The 15751-nt window shown below is 64.5% G+C and carries 12 protein-coding genes; 6 read left to right on the top strand and 6 right to left on the bottom strand.

Going from position 1 to position 15751, the window contains the following annotated elements:
• Position 1 precedes the first annotated feature (1 nt).
• Genes cobN through NR126_RS24900 form a run of 3 tightly spaced genes read left to right on the top strand, consistent with a single transcriptional unit; the run spans position 2 to position 5516 of the window.
• Positions 2–3835 (top strand): cobaltochelatase subunit CobN, encoded by a 3834-nt coding sequence (cobN, locus tag NR126_RS24910; protein ID WP_256832175.1) that lies wholly within the window; start codon positions 2–4, stop codon positions 3833–3835.
• 20 nt (positions 3836–3855) lie between these two features.
• Entirely contained in the window at positions 3856–4863 is a 1008-nt protein-coding gene (locus NR126_RS24905) for an ATP-binding protein (RefSeq protein ID WP_256832174.1), read from the top strand.
• Positions 4864–4916: 53 nt separating this feature from the next.
• Positions 4917–5516 (top strand): VWA domain-containing protein, encoded by a 600-nt coding sequence (locus NR126_RS24900; protein WP_256832173.1) that lies wholly within the window; start codon positions 4917–4919, stop codon positions 5514–5516.
• Positions 5517–5530: 14 nt separating this feature from the next.
• Here NR126_RS24900 and NR126_RS24895 read toward each other — a convergent pair whose 3' ends face one another.
• Positions 5531–5782, bottom strand: coding sequence for a DUF2790 domain-containing protein (locus NR126_RS24895; RefSeq protein ID WP_256832172.1), 252 nt, complete (start codon positions 5780–5782; stop codon positions 5531–5533).
• A 179-nt stretch (positions 5783–5961) separates the two neighbouring features.
• On the opposite strand from NR126_RS24895, the gene NR126_RS24890 reads away from it, so the two are divergent.
• From NR126_RS24890 to NR126_RS24880, 3 genes are read left to right on the top strand one after another with little or no spacing between them, the layout of a single operon-like run.
• Complete coding sequence (locus tag NR126_RS24890; protein WP_027620341.1) at positions 5962–6351, top strand: RidA family protein; 390 nt, start codon at positions 5962–5964, stop codon at positions 6349–6351.
• A 7-nt stretch (positions 6352–6358) separates the two neighbouring features.
• Positions 6359–7123: an IclR family transcriptional regulator gene (locus NR126_RS24885; RefSeq protein ID WP_027620340.1), complete on the top strand. Its 765-nt coding sequence runs from the start codon at positions 6359–6361 to the stop codon at positions 7121–7123.
• A 24-nt stretch (positions 7124–7147) separates the two neighbouring features.
• Positions 7148–8362 (top strand): amino acid deaminase, encoded by a 1215-nt coding sequence (locus NR126_RS24880; RefSeq protein ID WP_256832171.1) that lies wholly within the window; start codon positions 7148–7150, stop codon positions 8360–8362.
• A gap of 10 nt (positions 8363–8372) precedes the next feature.
• Here the strand turns inward: NR126_RS24880 and NR126_RS24875 are convergent, their stop codons facing one another.
• The 5 genes from NR126_RS24875 to NR126_RS24855 form a co-directional block, all read right to left on the bottom strand.
• Positions 8373–8648, bottom strand: coding sequence for a peptidylprolyl isomerase (locus NR126_RS24875; protein WP_027620338.1), 276 nt, complete (start codon positions 8646–8648; stop codon positions 8373–8375).
• A 52-nt stretch (positions 8649–8700) separates the two neighbouring features.
• Entirely contained in the window at positions 8701–11235 is a 2535-nt protein-coding gene (locus NR126_RS24870; RefSeq protein WP_027620337.1) for a PAS domain-containing protein, read from the bottom strand.
• A gap of 197 nt (positions 11236–11432) precedes the next feature.
• Positions 11433–13388, bottom strand: a complete 1956-nt coding sequence (locus NR126_RS24865) for an acetoacetate--CoA ligase (RefSeq protein WP_256832170.1) — start codon at positions 13386–13388, stop codon at positions 11433–11435.
• A 39-nt stretch (positions 13389–13427) separates the two neighbouring features.
• A complete protein-coding gene (gene hbdH, locus NR126_RS24860) occupies positions 13428–14201 on the bottom strand; it encodes a 3-hydroxybutyrate dehydrogenase (protein WP_256832169.1) in 774 nt (257 codons plus the stop codon).
• A 7-nt stretch (positions 14202–14208) separates the two neighbouring features.
• Complete coding sequence (locus NR126_RS24855; protein ID WP_027620334.1) at positions 14209–15600, bottom strand: GntP family permease; 1392 nt, start codon at positions 15598–15600, stop codon at positions 14209–14211.
• Between the last annotated feature and the right edge of the window lie 151 nt (positions 15601–15751).

Here is a 15751-nt window from a genome sequence, read left to right as displayed (position 1 = left end):
CATGCACCTGCTCAGGACCCAGCCCGGCGGATTCGTCTCCGAGGACAACATTGCCGATCTCGGGCAAACCCCCGCCGAGCTGGTGATCCTGTGCAGCGGTGACTCCAGCCTGGCGCTGCTGGCCGAGGCGGCGCAGCAACTGCCCGGGGACTACCCGAGCCTACGCCTGGCCAACCCGATGCAGGTGCAGAATCACGCCTCGGTCGACCTGTATGTCGATCAGGTGCTGCGCCACGCCAAGGTGATCCTGATCTCGCTGCATGGCGGGATCGCCTATTGGCGCTACGGCGTCGAGCGCCTGATCGAACTGGCGCAGCGCGGTGTGCAACTGATTCTGGTGCCGGGCGACGACCGTCCCGACCCGGAGCTCAGCGACTTGAGCACCGTGCCGGCGGAAGACCGCGAGCGGCTCTGGCACTTCCTGCGTCAGGGCGGCAAGCACAATGCTCTGGAGCTGTATCGCTGCCTGGCCAGTCGCTGGCTTGGCCGCGACTATGCCTGGGGCGAGCCGCAAGTGCTGCCACGCACGGCGATCTATCATCCGCATCACGCCCATCCTAACCTGACCGATTGGCAAGCCGACTGGCGGCCCGGTCAGCCAGTGGCGGCGCTGCTGTTCTACCGCTCGCACTTGCAGGCGGCCAACACCGCGTTCGTCGATGTGTTCTGCCAGCGCTTGCAGGTGGCCGGACTCAATCCCTTGCCAATCGCCGTCGCCAGCCTCAAGGAGCCCGGCTGCCTGACGGTCGTCGAAGACTGGCTGGACGAGGTGCAGGCCGCGCTGATTCTCAACACCACCGGCTTTGCCCAGTCCAGCCCCGAGGCGCCGCACCTGCGGCCGTTCCGCCGCGATATCCCGGTGATCCAGGCGATCTGTGCCCAAGACAACGAGCCGGGCTGGAGTGCCAGCGAACAGGGGCTCGGCCCGCGTGACCTGGCGATGCACATCGCCTTGCCGGAACTGGATGGGCGGATCATCAGTCGGCCCATCAGCTTCAAGGACCTGGCCTGGCGCAGCGAGCGCAGCCAGTGCGATGTGGTCTGTTACCGGGCGCACCCCGAACGCATGGATTTCGTCGCCGAACTGGCCCGGCGCTGGGCCGAGTTGGCGCGCGTGCCGAACGGCGAGAAACGGGTGGCGCTGATTCTTGCCAACTATCCGACTCGCGATGGACGCATTGGCAACGGTGTCGGCCTGGACACCCCGGCAGCGGCCTTGAATATTCTGCGAGCGCTGCAGGAGCAAGGCTATCCGCTGCCGGTCGAACTGCCCGTCAGCGGCACCGCGTTGATCCAGCAACTGCTCGGCGGGGTCAGTAACGATCTCGACAGCATCGACCTGCGCCCCTGCCAGCAAAGCCTGGCGCTGGAGGATTACCGGGCGATGTTCGAGGCCTTGCCGGAAGCTAACCGCAGCGCGGTGCTGCAACGCTGGGGCGAGCCGAGCGCGGACCCGATGTACCGCGACGGGCGGCTGATGATCGCCGGCCTGCGCTTCGGCCTGACCTTTGTCGGCATCCAGCCGGCGCGCGGTTATCAGGTCGATCCGAGCGCGGTCTACCACGACCCGGACCTGGTGCCGCCCCACGCCTACCTGGCGTTCTACTTCTGGCTGCGCAAGGTCTACGGCGCCCATGCGCTGATCCATGTCGGCAAACACGGCAACCTAGAATGGCTGCCGGGCAAGGGTGTTGGCCTGTCCGAGCAGTGCTGGCCGGATGCGCTGCTCGGGCCGCTGCCGAACATCTACCCGTTTATCGTCAACGACCCGGGCGAGGGCGCCCAGGCCAAACGCCGCACCCAAGCGGTGATCATCGACCACCTGATGCCACCCCTGACCCGCGCCGAAACCTACGGCCCGCTGCGCAATCTGGAGTTGCTGGCCGACGAATATTACGAAGCGCAACTGCTCGACCCACGGCGGGCTCGCGAACTGCAGCGCGACATTCTGGCGCTGGTGCGTGAGACCCACATTGACCGTGAGCTGCAACTCGATAGCGACGCCGACGCGGCGATCTGGCTGCCGCGCCTGGACACCTACCTCTGCGACCTCAAGGAATCGCAGATTCGCGATGGGCTGCATGTATTCGGCGAGTCGCCGAGTGGGCGTTTGCGCATCGACACCTTGCTCGCGTTGTTGCGCATTCCCCGGGGGGATGGTCGGGGGGCGCAATCGAGCTTGTTGCGGGCGTTGAGCAAAGCCTTTGCGCTGGGGTTTGATCCGCTGGATTGTGCCCTGGCCGAACCCTGGAGCGGACCGCGCCCGGAGGTGTTGGCCGCGATTACCGACGAGCCCTGGCGCACTGCGGGGGATAGCCGTGAGCGGTTGGAGTTGTTTGCCAGCCAACTCATCTCCCAGACATTGAGCCCTGATACCTGTAGGAGCGAGCCTGCTCGCGATGGTGTATCAGACACATCGCAGTCGCCTGACACTCCATCGCGAGCAGGCTCGCTCCTGCAATGGTCTGCATCGGTAGAAGTCGAAGCCATCCTCGACCACCTGCGCGAAGTCGTCGCCCCGCGCCTGGACGCCTGCGGCCCGGCGGAAATGCACGGTTTGCTCAGCGCCCTCGCCGGACGTTTCGTCCCCGCCGGCCCCAGTGGTGCGCCAAGTCGTGGGCGCCTCGATGTGTTGCCCACCGGGCGTAATTTCTACTCGGTGGACGTGCGCAACCTACCGACCACCACCGCCTGGCGCATCGGTTTTCAATCGGCCAACCTGATTCTCGAACGGCACCTGCAGGACCACGGCGATCACTTGCGCCAGCTCGGCCTGTCAGTGTGGGGCACGGCGACCATGCGCACCGGCGGCGACGACATTGCCCAGGCCATGGCGCTGATGGGCGTGCGTCCGGTGTGGGCCACGGGCAGCCAGCGGGTCGATGACTTCGAAATCCTGCCGCTGAGCCTGCTCGACCGGCCACGGGTCGACGTGACCTTGCGCGTGTCCGGATTCTTCCGCGATGCCTTCGCCAACCTGATCCGCCTGTTCGACGCCGCCGTGCAAGCGGTGGCCGCGCTGGACGAGCCGGATGACCTCAACCCGCTGGCGGCCAAGGTGCGTCAGGAGCGCGAGACGCTGCTGCAGTCCGGACTCGATGCCGATGCGGCGGCGCGCCAGGCCGGCTGGCGGATTTTCGGTGCCAAGCCCGGTGCCTACGGTGCTGGCGTGCAGGGCGCGATCGACGGGCGTCTGTGGCAAAGCCGCGACGACCTGGCCGAGGTCTACCTGAACTGGGGCGGCTACGCCTATGGCGGCGCCGACGAAGGTACGGCGGCGCGCACACAGTTTGCTCAGCGCCTGAGCCAGGTGCAGGCGGTGGTGCAGAACCAGGACAACCGCGAGCACGACCTGCTCGATTCCAACGACTACTACCAATTCCAGGGTGGCATGCTCGCCGCCGTGGAAAGCCTCAGCGGTGCAGCGGCGGCCAGTTATCACGGCGATCACAGCCAGCCGGACCTGCCGAAGATCCGCACCCTCAAGGAAGAACTGAACCGGGTGATTCGCTCGCGGGCTGCCAATCCGAAGTGGATTGAGGGGGTTAAGCGCCACGGCTATAAAGGTGCGTTCGAGCTGGCGGCGACCGTCGACAACCTGTTCGCCTTCGACGCCACCACGCAGCTGATCGACGATCACCAGTACGCCTTGCTGGCGGATGCCTACCTGCTCGATCCATCGACCCGAGCGTTCGTCCAGCAGCATAATCCCCATGCCCTGCGCGACATGACCGAGCGCCTGCTGGAAGCCCAGCAGCGCGGCTTGTGGCAGGAGCCAGGGGCCTACCGCGAAGCGCTGGAACACCTGCTGCTGGATATCGAGGAAGAGAGTTGAACCCAAGTACGAGAGCCGAGATGACTGACGTCCCGCATTTTCCGCTGTCCGCCGTGGTCGGCGCCGATGCCTTGAAACTGGCGCTGTGCCTGAGCGCAATCGACCCGAAAATCGGCGGTGTGCTGATCGAGGGACCGCGGGGCATGGCCAAGTCGACCCTGGCCCGGGGCCTGGCCGATCTGCTGGCCAGCGGGCAGTTCGTCACCTTGCCGTTGGGCGCTACCGAAGAGCGGCTGGTCGGCACCCTCGACCTCGACGCGGCGCTGGGCGAGGGTCGTGCGCAGTTTTCCCCGGGCGTCTTGGCCAAGGCTGACGGTGGCGTGCTGTACGTCGATGAAGTCAACCTGCTGCCCGATCACCTGGTGGACCTGCTGCTCGATGTCGCCGCCAGCGGTACCAACCTGGTGGAGCGCGACGGCATTTCCCATCGGCATCCAGCGCGCTTCGTGCTAATCGGCACCATGAACCCGGAGGAGGGCGAGTTGCGTCCGCAACTGCTCGACCGCTTCGGCCTCAACGTCGCCCTCGACGGTCACACTGAACCGCTGGAGCGTGGGCAGATTATCCGTCGCCGCCTGGACTTCGACAGCGATCCGCAAGGCTTCTGCGAACAATGGCAAGAAGCGCAACAGCAACTGCGCGAGCGCTGCCAGCGTGCCCGTGAGGGGCTGGCGGCGATACCCCTGGACGACACGGCCCTGGCGCAGATTACCGAACGCTGCTTTGCCGCCGGAGTCGATGGCCTGCGCGCCGACCTGGTCTGGCTGCGTGCCGCGCGCGCCCATGCCGCCTGGCGCCGTGCTGCAGCCATCAGCGAGGAAGATATCGACGCGGTGGCCGAGTTTGCCCTGCGTCATCGTCGACGCAACCCATCTGCGCAAAACCACAGCCAGCCACCGGCCACCCAAGCCTCGCCCAACCAATCATCACGGCCCGACGAAGGCCAGGGCCAGTGGGGCGAGTTGCCGGCCCAGGCACTGCCCACCGGCGCTCGCCGTGAGGTGCCGAGCTGGCCAAAAAAGCCCTAGGCATTCGCCCTCGTGCAACGGTGGGGGCGAATGCCAGGCCCCGCGCCGGGCACTTGAAACATGGCCGCCAGGGGCAACGTCAGGCCGCCAGCAGCGGCACGGTGAACTGGCCAGGGACCTTGCTCAATGGCCGTCCCCGGCAGCGCGACGACCTGTTGTTTCACCTGCGTACACGCAGTCCTCATGAGTTGTGGCTGGTGATTGTCGACGCCTCGGCCTCGACCCGCCGCCATCACGCTTTGAGCGATGCCAAAGGCTTGTTGGCGCAGTTGTTCGACGACGCCTACCGCCAGCGCGCGCGGCTGGCCTTGCTCACTGCCAGCGGCAGCGCACCGCGTTGGCAAGTGCAAGGCCTGAAAGCCTCGGCCAGCTTGCGCGAATGGCTCGATGCGCTGGGGGCGGCGGGCGGGACGCCGTTATCGGCGGCATTGGCTGAGGCCGAGACCTGGCTGGCGCGCCGGCAAAAGCGTTATCCGGCCGAACAGCAGCGCATCCTGCTCTTGACCGATGGCCGGCTGAAATCGATGCCCGAGGTGCCGGCCTTCGCCTGCCCGAGCCTGCTGGTGGACATCGAGCGCGGGCCGATCCGCCTCGGTCGGGCGCAAACTCTGGCTCGCGCGTTGAACGCCGAATATCGGCATATCGACGACTGATTCGGCCTCAACGGCTAGCTGCCCTGATCGATGCAACCATCGCCATAAGCCTGATAGCGCAGGGTGTGCACCACGCCCTGGGAGTCAGCGTACGTCAGTTCCCGCGTGCCGATCCCGCAGTACCCGTAGTCGGAGGTCGAGATCACCCGGGCGATATCCAGGTGCATCCCCCGGTGATAGTCCTCTGCAGCAGGTGCCGGGGCGGTGGCGGCTGAGACCAGGGGGCTCAGGCTGAGCAGGGCCAGGCCAAGCAAGGCGGTTTTCATGATGGGGTTCCTGTCTAGGCGTTTGAAGGATTTCAACGCCAGTACGACGTACCCCGAGGAGGTTTATTCCCGGATTGAGCAAGCAAATGCATCGGGATTTATGGCAGACTTTCTCGATTAATTCCGTTAACGCGAACACGATTCCGCTATAGCGGAATCTACAGCCAGGAGAAAGCCCCATGAGCATCACCCGATACGGTACCGGCAGCACCGCTGGTGGCGGCCAGCCACGTCCTTTCGCCCGCGCCGTCGAAGCCGACGGCTGGCTGCATGTGTCGGGCCAGGTGCCGGCGCTGGATGGCGAGATCATTGCCGGCGGCATCGTCGAGCAGACCCACCAGACCCTGCGCAATCTGATCGCGATCCTCGAAGAAGCCGGTTATGGCCTGGAAGACGTGGTGCGCACCGGCGTCTGGCTCGACGATCCGCGAGATTTCTGGAGTTTCAACAAGGTCTTCGCCGAGTACTTCAGCCCCGAGCACGCGCCGGCCCGCGCCTGTGTGCAGGCGAGCATGATGGTCGACTGCAAGGTCGAGATCGATTGCATCGCCTACAAGAAAAAGGCCTGAGCCGGCCATGAGCGAAGACCCGATCAAGCGCCGGGCCCGTGGCCTGGACCGGGCGTTCGATATCCTCGATTTCCTCAAGGAAATCGGCCAGCCGCTGCGGCCCAACGACATTGCCAACGCTATCGGCAGCCCCAAGTCCACGGTCTATGAGCTGGTGGCGTCACTGCTTGAGCGACGCATCCTCGAGCCGGTGGGCAAGGACGGTCACGTCTACCTCGGACGCCAGCTGTATTTCCTCGGCCAGGCGCACCTGCGTCATTTCGACCTCAGCCGCGAGGCGGACCAGGCCCTGCAGGAGATCGTCCGGCAGACCCGCGAAACTGCGCAGATGTGCCTGCTCAATGGCCGCAAGTACACCGTGGCGCTGATGAAAGAGGGCGAGCGGCATTTCCGCATCTCCTCGAATATCGGCGAGAGCGCGCCGATTCCCTGGACCGCCTCCGGTCGCCTGCTGCTGGCGCATCTGAGCGACCAGCAGATTGCCGAGCTGATCGACGACGAGGATTTCATTCTGCCCGACGGCCAGCGTCTGCCGCTGGAGCAGTTCCTTGCACAGATCCGCCAGGCCGGCGCCGAAGGATTTTTCTCCTTCGACAGTGTCGCTGACACCTTCACCCATTGTTTTGCCGCCCCGGTCAAAGATCCCGGCGGCGTGGCGATTGCCACGCTGTGCATCGTCGCCCCAAGGGCCGACGCCGAACGCAACCATGATGACTACCGCCGGGTGCTGATCGACAGCGCCAACCGCCTGGCACGTCGCATCAACGAATAACCCTGCCGAGCAAGGAGTTAACCCATGTCTTCAACAGTGAATACGGTCGTGGAAAAAGGCGCGGCACCAGCGGGTGCCCATTTGGTGCGCGACGTCAGTCTGCCGGCATTGGTGCTGCACCGCGAGGCGCTGGAGCACAACATTCGCTGGATGCAGCAATTCGTCACGGCCAGCGGCGCCGAGCTGGCGCCCCACGGCAAGACCAGCATGATCCCGGCTTTGTTCCGCCACCAACTCGACGCGGGCGCCTGGGGCATCACCCTTGCCACTGCCGTGCAGACCCGCGCCGCCTATGCCCATGGCGTGCGCCGGGTGTTGTTGGCTAATCAGTTGGTCGGCGCGCCGAACATGGCCTTGATCAGCGAGCTGTTGAGCGACCCAGACTTCGAGTTTCATTGCATGGTCGATCACCCGGACAACGTCGCCGAGCTCGGGGCGTTTTTCGCCGGGCGCGGTCAGCGCTTGAACGTAATGATTGAGTACGGCGTGGTCGGCGGGCGCTGCGGCTGCCGCACTGAGGCCGAGGTGCTGGCCCTGGTGGCGGCGATCAAGGCGCAACCGGCGCTGGCACTCACCGGCATCGAGGGCTATGAAGGGGTGATTCACGGCGAGCAGGCGGTCAGCGGGATTCGCCAGTTTGCCCATTCGCTGGTGCGCCTTGCGGTGCAACTGCAGGACAGCGGCGCCTTTGCCAGCGAGCGGCCGATCATCACCGCCTCGGGCTCGGCCTGGTATGACCTGATCGCCGAATCCTTCGCAGCGCAGAACGCCAGCGGGCGCTTCCTTAGCGTGTTGCGTCCCGGCAGTTACGTGGCCCACGACCACGGCATCTACAAGGAGGCGCAATGCTGCGTGCTGGATCGACGCAGCGATCTGCACGAAGGCCTGCGCCCGGCGCTGGAAGTCTGGGCCCATGTGCAGTCGCTGCCGGAGCCGGGCTTAGCCGTCGTCGCACTGGGCAAGCGCGACGTCGCGTATGACGCCGGGTTGCCGGTGCCGTTGCTGCGTTACAGGGCTGGTGTTTTACCGGCATCAGGGGATGACGTCAGCGCCTGTCAGGTCACCAAGGTGATGGACCAGCATGCGTTCATGACCGTTGCGCCGGGAGTCGAGTTGCGGATCGGCGACATCATCGCCTTCGGTGCTTCCCACCCCTGCCTGACCTTCGACAAATGGCGCAGCGTCTTGTTGGTGGATGAGCAGTTGCAGGTGATCGAGAGCCTGGACACCTGCTTCTAGTCGGCATGCTTCAGTCGCGGAAAAACACCTGCACCAGGTGGTAGCCGAACTTGCTCTTGATCGGCCCGTGCACCACCCGCAACGGCTTCTTGAAGATCACCGCATCGATGGCGCCGACCATCTGCCCCGGGCGCACTTCGCCGAGGTCGCCACCGCGCTTGCCGGAGGGGCAGATGGAGAACTTCTTGGCCAGCACGTCAAAGGCTTCGCCCTTGGCGATGCGCTGTTTGAGCTGTTCGGCCTCGTCAGAGGTCTTCACCAGAATGTGGCGGGCTTGGGCTTTCATGGGGCAAATACCTTGCAGCGGTGGTGACGGCGGGGCGCGATTATGCCTGATCTCAGTCGTTGTGGCTGATCATCTGACGAATCTTGCCGGCCAGTTGCTCAATGGTAAATGGCTTGACCAGCAGGTCCATGCCCTCCTCGAGAAAGCCCTGGCGCTCGGCGGCCTTTTCCGCGTAGCCGGTCATGAGCAGCACCTTGAGCCCGGGGCGATGCTGGCGGGCGATCTCGGCCAACTGCCGGCCATTCATGCCCGGCAGGCCAACATCGGTGACCAGCAAATCGATGCGCGTCGGCGATTCCAGCAGCGGCAGGGCACTGTTGGCGTTTTGCGCTTCATGGGTGGCGTAGCCCAGTTCGTGCAGTACATTGAGCACCAGCAGGCGCACCGCCGGGTCGTCCTCGACCAGCACCACGCATTCGCCGGCGGCGGCAAAATGGCTGTCGAGCTTCAGTGAGTCGTCCGAGATCGGCTGCGTCGGGTTGTGCAGGCGTGGCAGGTACAGGCGCACGCAGGTGCCCTTGCCGGGTTCGCTGTCGAGGGTCACGTGGCCGCCAGACTGCTGGGCAAAACCGTAGATCATCGACAGCCCGAGGCCGGTGCCCTGGCCAATGGGCTTGGTGGTGAAGAACGGATCGAAGGCCTTGGCCAGCACCCGCGCGGTCATGCCGGAGCCGTTGTCGCGCACGCCGAGCATCACATAGTCGCCGGCCTTGACCGGTTCCAGGGTGCTGATGTCGCTGCCGTCGAGGTAGCTGTTGGCGGTTTCGATCAGCAACTCGCCGCCGTCGGGCATGGCGTCGCGGGCGTTGATCACCAGGTTGAGCAGGGCGTTCTCCAGTTGCCCGGCGTCGGTGTTGACCGGCCACACGTCCGGCGCCAGTTCGAACGTGAGCTCGATGTGTTCGCCCTTGGTGCGGCGGATCAGTTCTTCCAGCGAGCGCACCAGGGTGTTCGGGTCCAGTGGCCGGCGGTCCAGCGACTGGCGCCGGGAGAACGCCAGCAGGCGGTGGGTCAGCGCCGCGGCACGGTTGGCCGAGGACACGGCTGCGTCGGCAAAGCGGCCGATGTCCTCGATGCGACCTTCGCCGATGTAGCGCTGGATCATGTCGAGGCTGCCGATGATCCCGGTGAGCATGTTGTTGAAGTCGTGGGCGATACCGCCGGTGAGTTGCCCCACAGCTTCCATTTTTTGCGCATGGCGCAGGGCGTCTTCGGCCCGTTCGCGCTCGAACATTTCGTTCTGCAGGCGATGGTTGAGCTCGGCCAACGCCTCGGTGCGGGTGGCGACCCGTTCTTCCAGGGTTTCATTGAGATTGCGCAGGGCTTCCTCGGTCTGTTTGCGCTCGGTCTCGTCGATCACGAAGATGTAGAAACCGTTGACCGCGCCGTCGGGACCGAAACGCGGCAAGTATTTCATCAGTGCATAGCGTGGCCGGCCATCGCGGTGCGGCGAGTAGGCTTCAAAGCTGCACGGCTTACCGGCCAGCGCGGCGCGTATGTGTTCGACGCGGGTGGCATAGATCTCCGGCCCGAGCACTTCGAGAATGGTCTTGCCGTACAGCTCCTGCGGGGTCTTGCCGTACCAGTCGAGGTAGGCACTGTTGTTCAGGCGAAAGCGTTGCTCGTGGTCGACATAGCTGATCAGCACCGGCATGGCGTTAATGATCAGTTGCAGTTCGGTCTGGCTCTGGCGCAGTGCCTGTTCGGTGTGCTTGCGTTCGGTGAGGTCGAGGGCCGCGCCAAGAAAGCGCATTGGCCGGCCATGGTGATCCTTGTAGCAACGGCCCCGAGCGAACACCCAACGGACCTCGCCATCGGCTTGTTGCAGGCGGTATTCCTCGGCGTATTCGGTGCCTTGGCTGATGCAGTGCTTGATGCTGCGCGCGACGATAGCGCGGTCTTCCGGGTGGACGCCGTGCAGGTACTCGCTGATCGGTAGTTGATTGGCCAGCGTCGGGTCGACGCCGTGCAGCTGGGCGAAGTGCGCGTCGGCGATGAAGCGGTCGCTGCCGATATCCCAGTCCCAGGTGCCCACCGCTTCGGTGGCGGCGAGGGCCAGTTGCAGGCGCTGCTCGCTGTCCTGCTGGGCGCGCAGGCTGGCTTCGGAACGCTGCTTGAGTTCGAGGGCGATGCGTCGGCGTTCGTTGGTCTCGATAGCGGTGACCAGGATCCCGGCGACCTCGCCGAGTTCGTCGCGGATCGGGCTGTAGGTCAGGTCGAGGAAGAATTCCTGCTCGTGCTGTTCGCGTTGCAGGACGAAGCGCTGCTCGCTAAAGAAACGCACCTGGCCTTGTAGTACGGCATCGTAGATCGGCGTGGTGAACTCGCGAAGCTCCGGCCAGGTGTCGTGGATCGGCTGACCGAAGGCATGCGGGTGCTTGTTGCCGGCCAGCAGGGCAAAGCCGTCGTTGTAGATCTGCGACAGCTGCGGGCCCCAGAGCAGAAGCATCGGCATCGGCGAGTGGATCACGATGTCGACGGCGGTGCGCAGGCTCTGCGGCCAGTGACTGGCGTCGCCCAACGGGCTGCGTGTGCCATCGAGTCGGGCAATCAGGGCCTGGGCGTCGCCGGTAGGGGATCGGTTCATCGAGGTTCCTGAGTCCTTCATCCAGTGCGTGTTGAGGATGTAGACGTCGGCGGGCGGGAAAAGTCTCGTTGGATGTGTATTTGAGTGTTGGGCGCGGCTCAGTTCCTTTGTAGGAGCCAGCCTGCTGGCGATGAAGTTGATGCGGTGTGGCTGATGGCCTCATCGCGAGCAGGCTCGCTCCTACAGGGGGGGTGTGTTCAATCCCGCAATTCCGGGCGATCGCGGTATTGCTCCAGCGCCTCGGGATTGGCCAGGGCGTCGGTGTTTTTTACCTGCCGGCCATGCACCACATTCTTCACCGCCAGCTCGACGACTTTGCCGCTGATGGTGCGCGGGATGTCGGAGACTGCGACTATCTTCGCTGGCACGTGGCGGGGGGTGGTGTTGGCGCGGATCACCTGGCGAATCTGCTGCTGCAACTCGTCGTCGAGCACCACGCCATCCTGTAAGCGCACGAACAGCACCACGCGTACGTCGTCCTGCCATTGCTGGCCGATGGCGACGCTGTCGAGCACCTGCGTGACTTTCTCGACCTGGCGATAGATCTCGGCCGTGCCGATTCTCACCCCACCCGGATTGAGCACCGCATCGGAGCGCCCGTGGATCATCCAGCCTCCGTGGGCCAATTCCTCGGCATAGTCGCCTTGGGCCCAGACTCCCGGGAACTGGCTGAAATACGAGGCGCGCAGCTTTTCCCCGTCCGGGTCATTCCACAAGCCAATCGGCATGGCCGGGAAGTGGCGGGTGCAGACCAGTTCGCCTTTCTCGCCGATCACCGGCTGCCCGGCGTCGTTCCACACTTCGATGGCCATGCCCAGGCTCTTGCCCTGCATCTCGCTGCGGCGCACCGAGGTCAGCGGGTTGCCGTTGACGAAGCAGGAGACAATGTCGGTGCCGCCGGACATAGAGGCCAGGCACAGGTCAGCCTTGATCTCGCGATAGACGTAGTCGTAGCTCTGCGGCGACAGCGCCGAGCCGGTGCAGAGCAGGGTTTTCAGGCTGCTCAGGTTGTGGCTCAGGCGTGGTTGCAGGCCCTGGCTTTCCAGGGTGGCGAGGTACTTGGGACTGGTGCCGAAGACGGTGATCGACTCGCGGTCGATGAGGTCGAGCAGGCGCTGCGGCCCGGGCTCGAACGGCGAGCCGTCATACAGCACGACGCTGCTGCCCACCGCCAGGGCCGAGACCAGCCAGTTCCACATCATCCAGCCACAGGTGGTGTAGTAGAACAGTCGATCGTCATGGCCGAGGTCGGTGTGCAGGCCGTGCTCCTTGACGTGTTGCAGGAGCACGCCACCGGTGCCGTGGATGATGCACTTCGGCACCCCGGTGGTGCCGCTGGAATAGAGGATGTACAGAGGATGGGCGAAGGGCACCGGGACAAATTCCGGTTCGCCGCCGGCCTCGTAGAACGCGTCCCACAACGCCACTTGGGCCTCGGTGTGATAGTCCGTTGGCTGCGCCTCGGGGCGGGCGTAAGGGACGATCAGCAGTTGCCGCAGCGACGGCAGGCGGGCAAGGATTTCGTTGACCTTGGCGGTCTGGTTGAGGGTCTTGCCGGCATAGCGATAACCGGCGCAGGTCATCAATACCTTGGGTTCGATCTGGCCGAAACGGTCGATCACCCCCTGGGTGCCAAAGTCCGGCGAGGAGCACGACCAGACGGCGCCGAGGCTGGTGGTCGCGAGCATGCCGACCAGGGTCTGCCAGGTGTTGGGCATGCACGCCGCGACCCGGTCGCCGACGCCAACACCGGCGGCTTGCAGGCTCTTTTGCAGACCGGCGACGTGGGATGCCAGTTCGGAAAAGGTCAGTTGTTCGCGCTGGCCGTCCTCACCGATTGCCACCACCGCCACGCCGTCGTCGCGGCGGCGCAGCAGGTGTTCGGCAAAGTTCAGGGTCGCTCCGGGAAACCACTCGGCGCTGGGCATCTGTGGGCCTTCGCGCAAGACCGTAGCGGGCGGTTCGACGAAGCGCACATCGAGGAAATCAACGATCGCCTGCCAGAAGTCTTCGCGATGCTCGATGCTCCATCGATGCAAGGCCGGATAGTCGTCGAGGTCCAGCCCGAGGCGCTGGTTGCACAGGCGCCGGAACCCATCCATGCGTGTGTTGGCGATGCGCTCGGCGCTGGGTTGCCACAAGATCTCTGACATTGGATTTCCCTGATTTTTATTGTTGTCGGGTGTCGCTGTTTACTGCGCCAACCAACCACCGTCGATGTTCCAGGCTGCGCCACGCACCTGGCTGCCGGCCTCGCTGCAAAGGAACAGTACCAGCTCGCCGAGTTGCGGCGGGGTGACGAATTCCAGTGACGGCTGCTTCTCGGCCAGCAGGTCGTGTTGTGCCTGTTGCGGGTCGATGCCACTGGCGATGCGGTCGTCGATCTGCTTCTGTACCAGCGGCGTCAGCACCCAGCCGGGGCAGATCGCATTGCAGGTGACATTGCTGGTGGCGGTCTCCAGGCCAACCACCTTGGTCAGGCCGATCACCCCGTGCTTGGCGGCGACGTACGCGGACTTGCCCAGCGAACCGACCTGGCCATGCACCGAGGCAATGTTGACGATCCGCCCCCAGCCCTTGGCGCGCATGCCCGGCAAGGCCAGACGAGTGCTGTGGAACACCGACGACAGGTTGATCGCGATGATCGAATCCCAGCGCTCCACCGGGAATTCTTCCACCGCCGCGACGTGCTGGATGCCGGCGTTGTTGACCAGAATGTCGACACCGCCGAACTCGCGTTCGGCGTAGGCGAGCATGTCGGCGATCTGAGTCGGGTCGCTGACGTCGGCCGGGTGATGGCCGACTTTTCCGCCAAATTGTGCGACCTCGGCAATCACCTTCGAGGCGTCGCCGAAGCCGTTGAGAATCAGGTTGGCGCCAGCCTTGGCCAGGCTCAGGGCGATGCCCAGGCCGATGCCGCTGGTGGAGCCGGTGACCAGTGCGGTCTTGCCATTCAGGGTGGTCATGGTTGCCTCACACAATGCCGGTGGCATAGAAGGTTGCGATTACGACGAAGACCGCCAGCGTCTTGATCAGCGTAATACAGAAAATGTCTTTATAGGCTTCGCGGTGGGTCAGCCCGGTGACCGCCAGCAGGGTGATCACCGCGCCGTTGTGCGGCAGGGTGTCCATGCCGCCGCTGGCCATGGCGGCGACCCGGTGCAGCACTTCCAGCGGAATGTTCGCGGCGTGGGCGGCGGCGATGAAGTCATTGGCCATGGCGGCCAGGGCGATGCTCATGCCGCCGGACGCGGAACCGGTGATACCGGCCAGCAGGGTCACGGTGATCGCTTCGTTGACCAGCGGGTTGGGGATGCTTTTCAGCCAGTCGGCCAGTACCAGGAAGCCTGGCAACGAAGCGATGACCGCGCCGAAACCGTATTCCGAGGCGGTATTCATCGCCGCCAGCAAGGCGCCGCTGACCGCGCTTTTGCTGCCTTCGGCGAGCTTGCTGCGAATCGCCTGGAAGCCAAACACCAAGACCATCAGGATGCCCACCAGCAACGCCGCCTGAACCGCCCAGATCGCGGTGAGCTTGGCGATTTCGGTGGTCACCGGTGCGCTCATGCCCGGCAGGCTGAGGCTGTGGGTCTTGCCATACCACTGGGGAATCCAGTGGGTGAACAGCAGGTTCATGACGCCCACCGCCAGCAGCGGCGAGATCGCCAGCCAGGGGTTCGGCAGTTTCAGGTCTTCAGCGGTTTCCGGCTCGTTGCGCAGTTCAGTGCCGTAGCCTTCGCCGTTGCGCAGCGCCTTGTTGCGCTGGCGCTGGAGGAACAGCATGCCGGCGCAGAACACGAAAATCGTGCCGATCAGGCCCAGCCACGGTGCGGCCCAGGCGGTGGTGTTGAAGAAGGTGCTGGGGATGATGTTCTGAATCTGCGGGGTGCCGGGCAGGGCGTCCATGGTGAACGAAAACGCACCGAGGGCGATGGTCGCCGGGATCAGCCGCTTGGGGATATTGCTCTGACGGAACATCTCGGCGGCAAACGGGTACACCGCGAACACCACCACGAACAGCGACACGCCGCCGTAGGTGAGCAGGGCGCAGACCAGCACGATCACCAGCATCGCCTGGCGGGTGCCGAGCACGCGGATGGCGGCGGCGACGATCGAGCGCGAGAAGCCGGACAGCTCAATCAGCTTGCCGAACACCGCACCGAGCAGGAATACCGGGAAATACAGTTTGATGAAGCCGACCATTTTCTCCATGAACACGCCGGTGAAGGCGGGCGCAACGGCGGAAGGGTCGGTGAGCAGGACGGCGCCAAGGGCGGCAATGGGGGCGAAGAGGATAACGCTGTAGCCACGGTAAGCGGCGAGCATCAACAGCGCGAGGGCTGCCAAAGCGATGATCACACTCATGGTGTGTCTCCTGGATTGTTATTTTTTTGAGGTGAAGCGTGTGGGAGAGTGCTATAGCGGGATTTGTGCCAGGTTTCTAAGCTGTTGATTTATAACAATTAGTTTCTATTTTTGTGATGTTTTCTCAAGATTTGTCTCTGTTTTGAGATGT

Source organism: Pseudomonas sp. Pse1 (assembly GCF_024519635.1).
Classification (GTDB): Bacteria; Pseudomonadota; Gammaproteobacteria; order Pseudomonadales; family Pseudomonadaceae; genus Aquipseudomonas.
The sequence above is the reverse complement of the archived record's forward strand: the minus strand, read 5'-3'. Positions and strand labels throughout refer to the sequence as shown.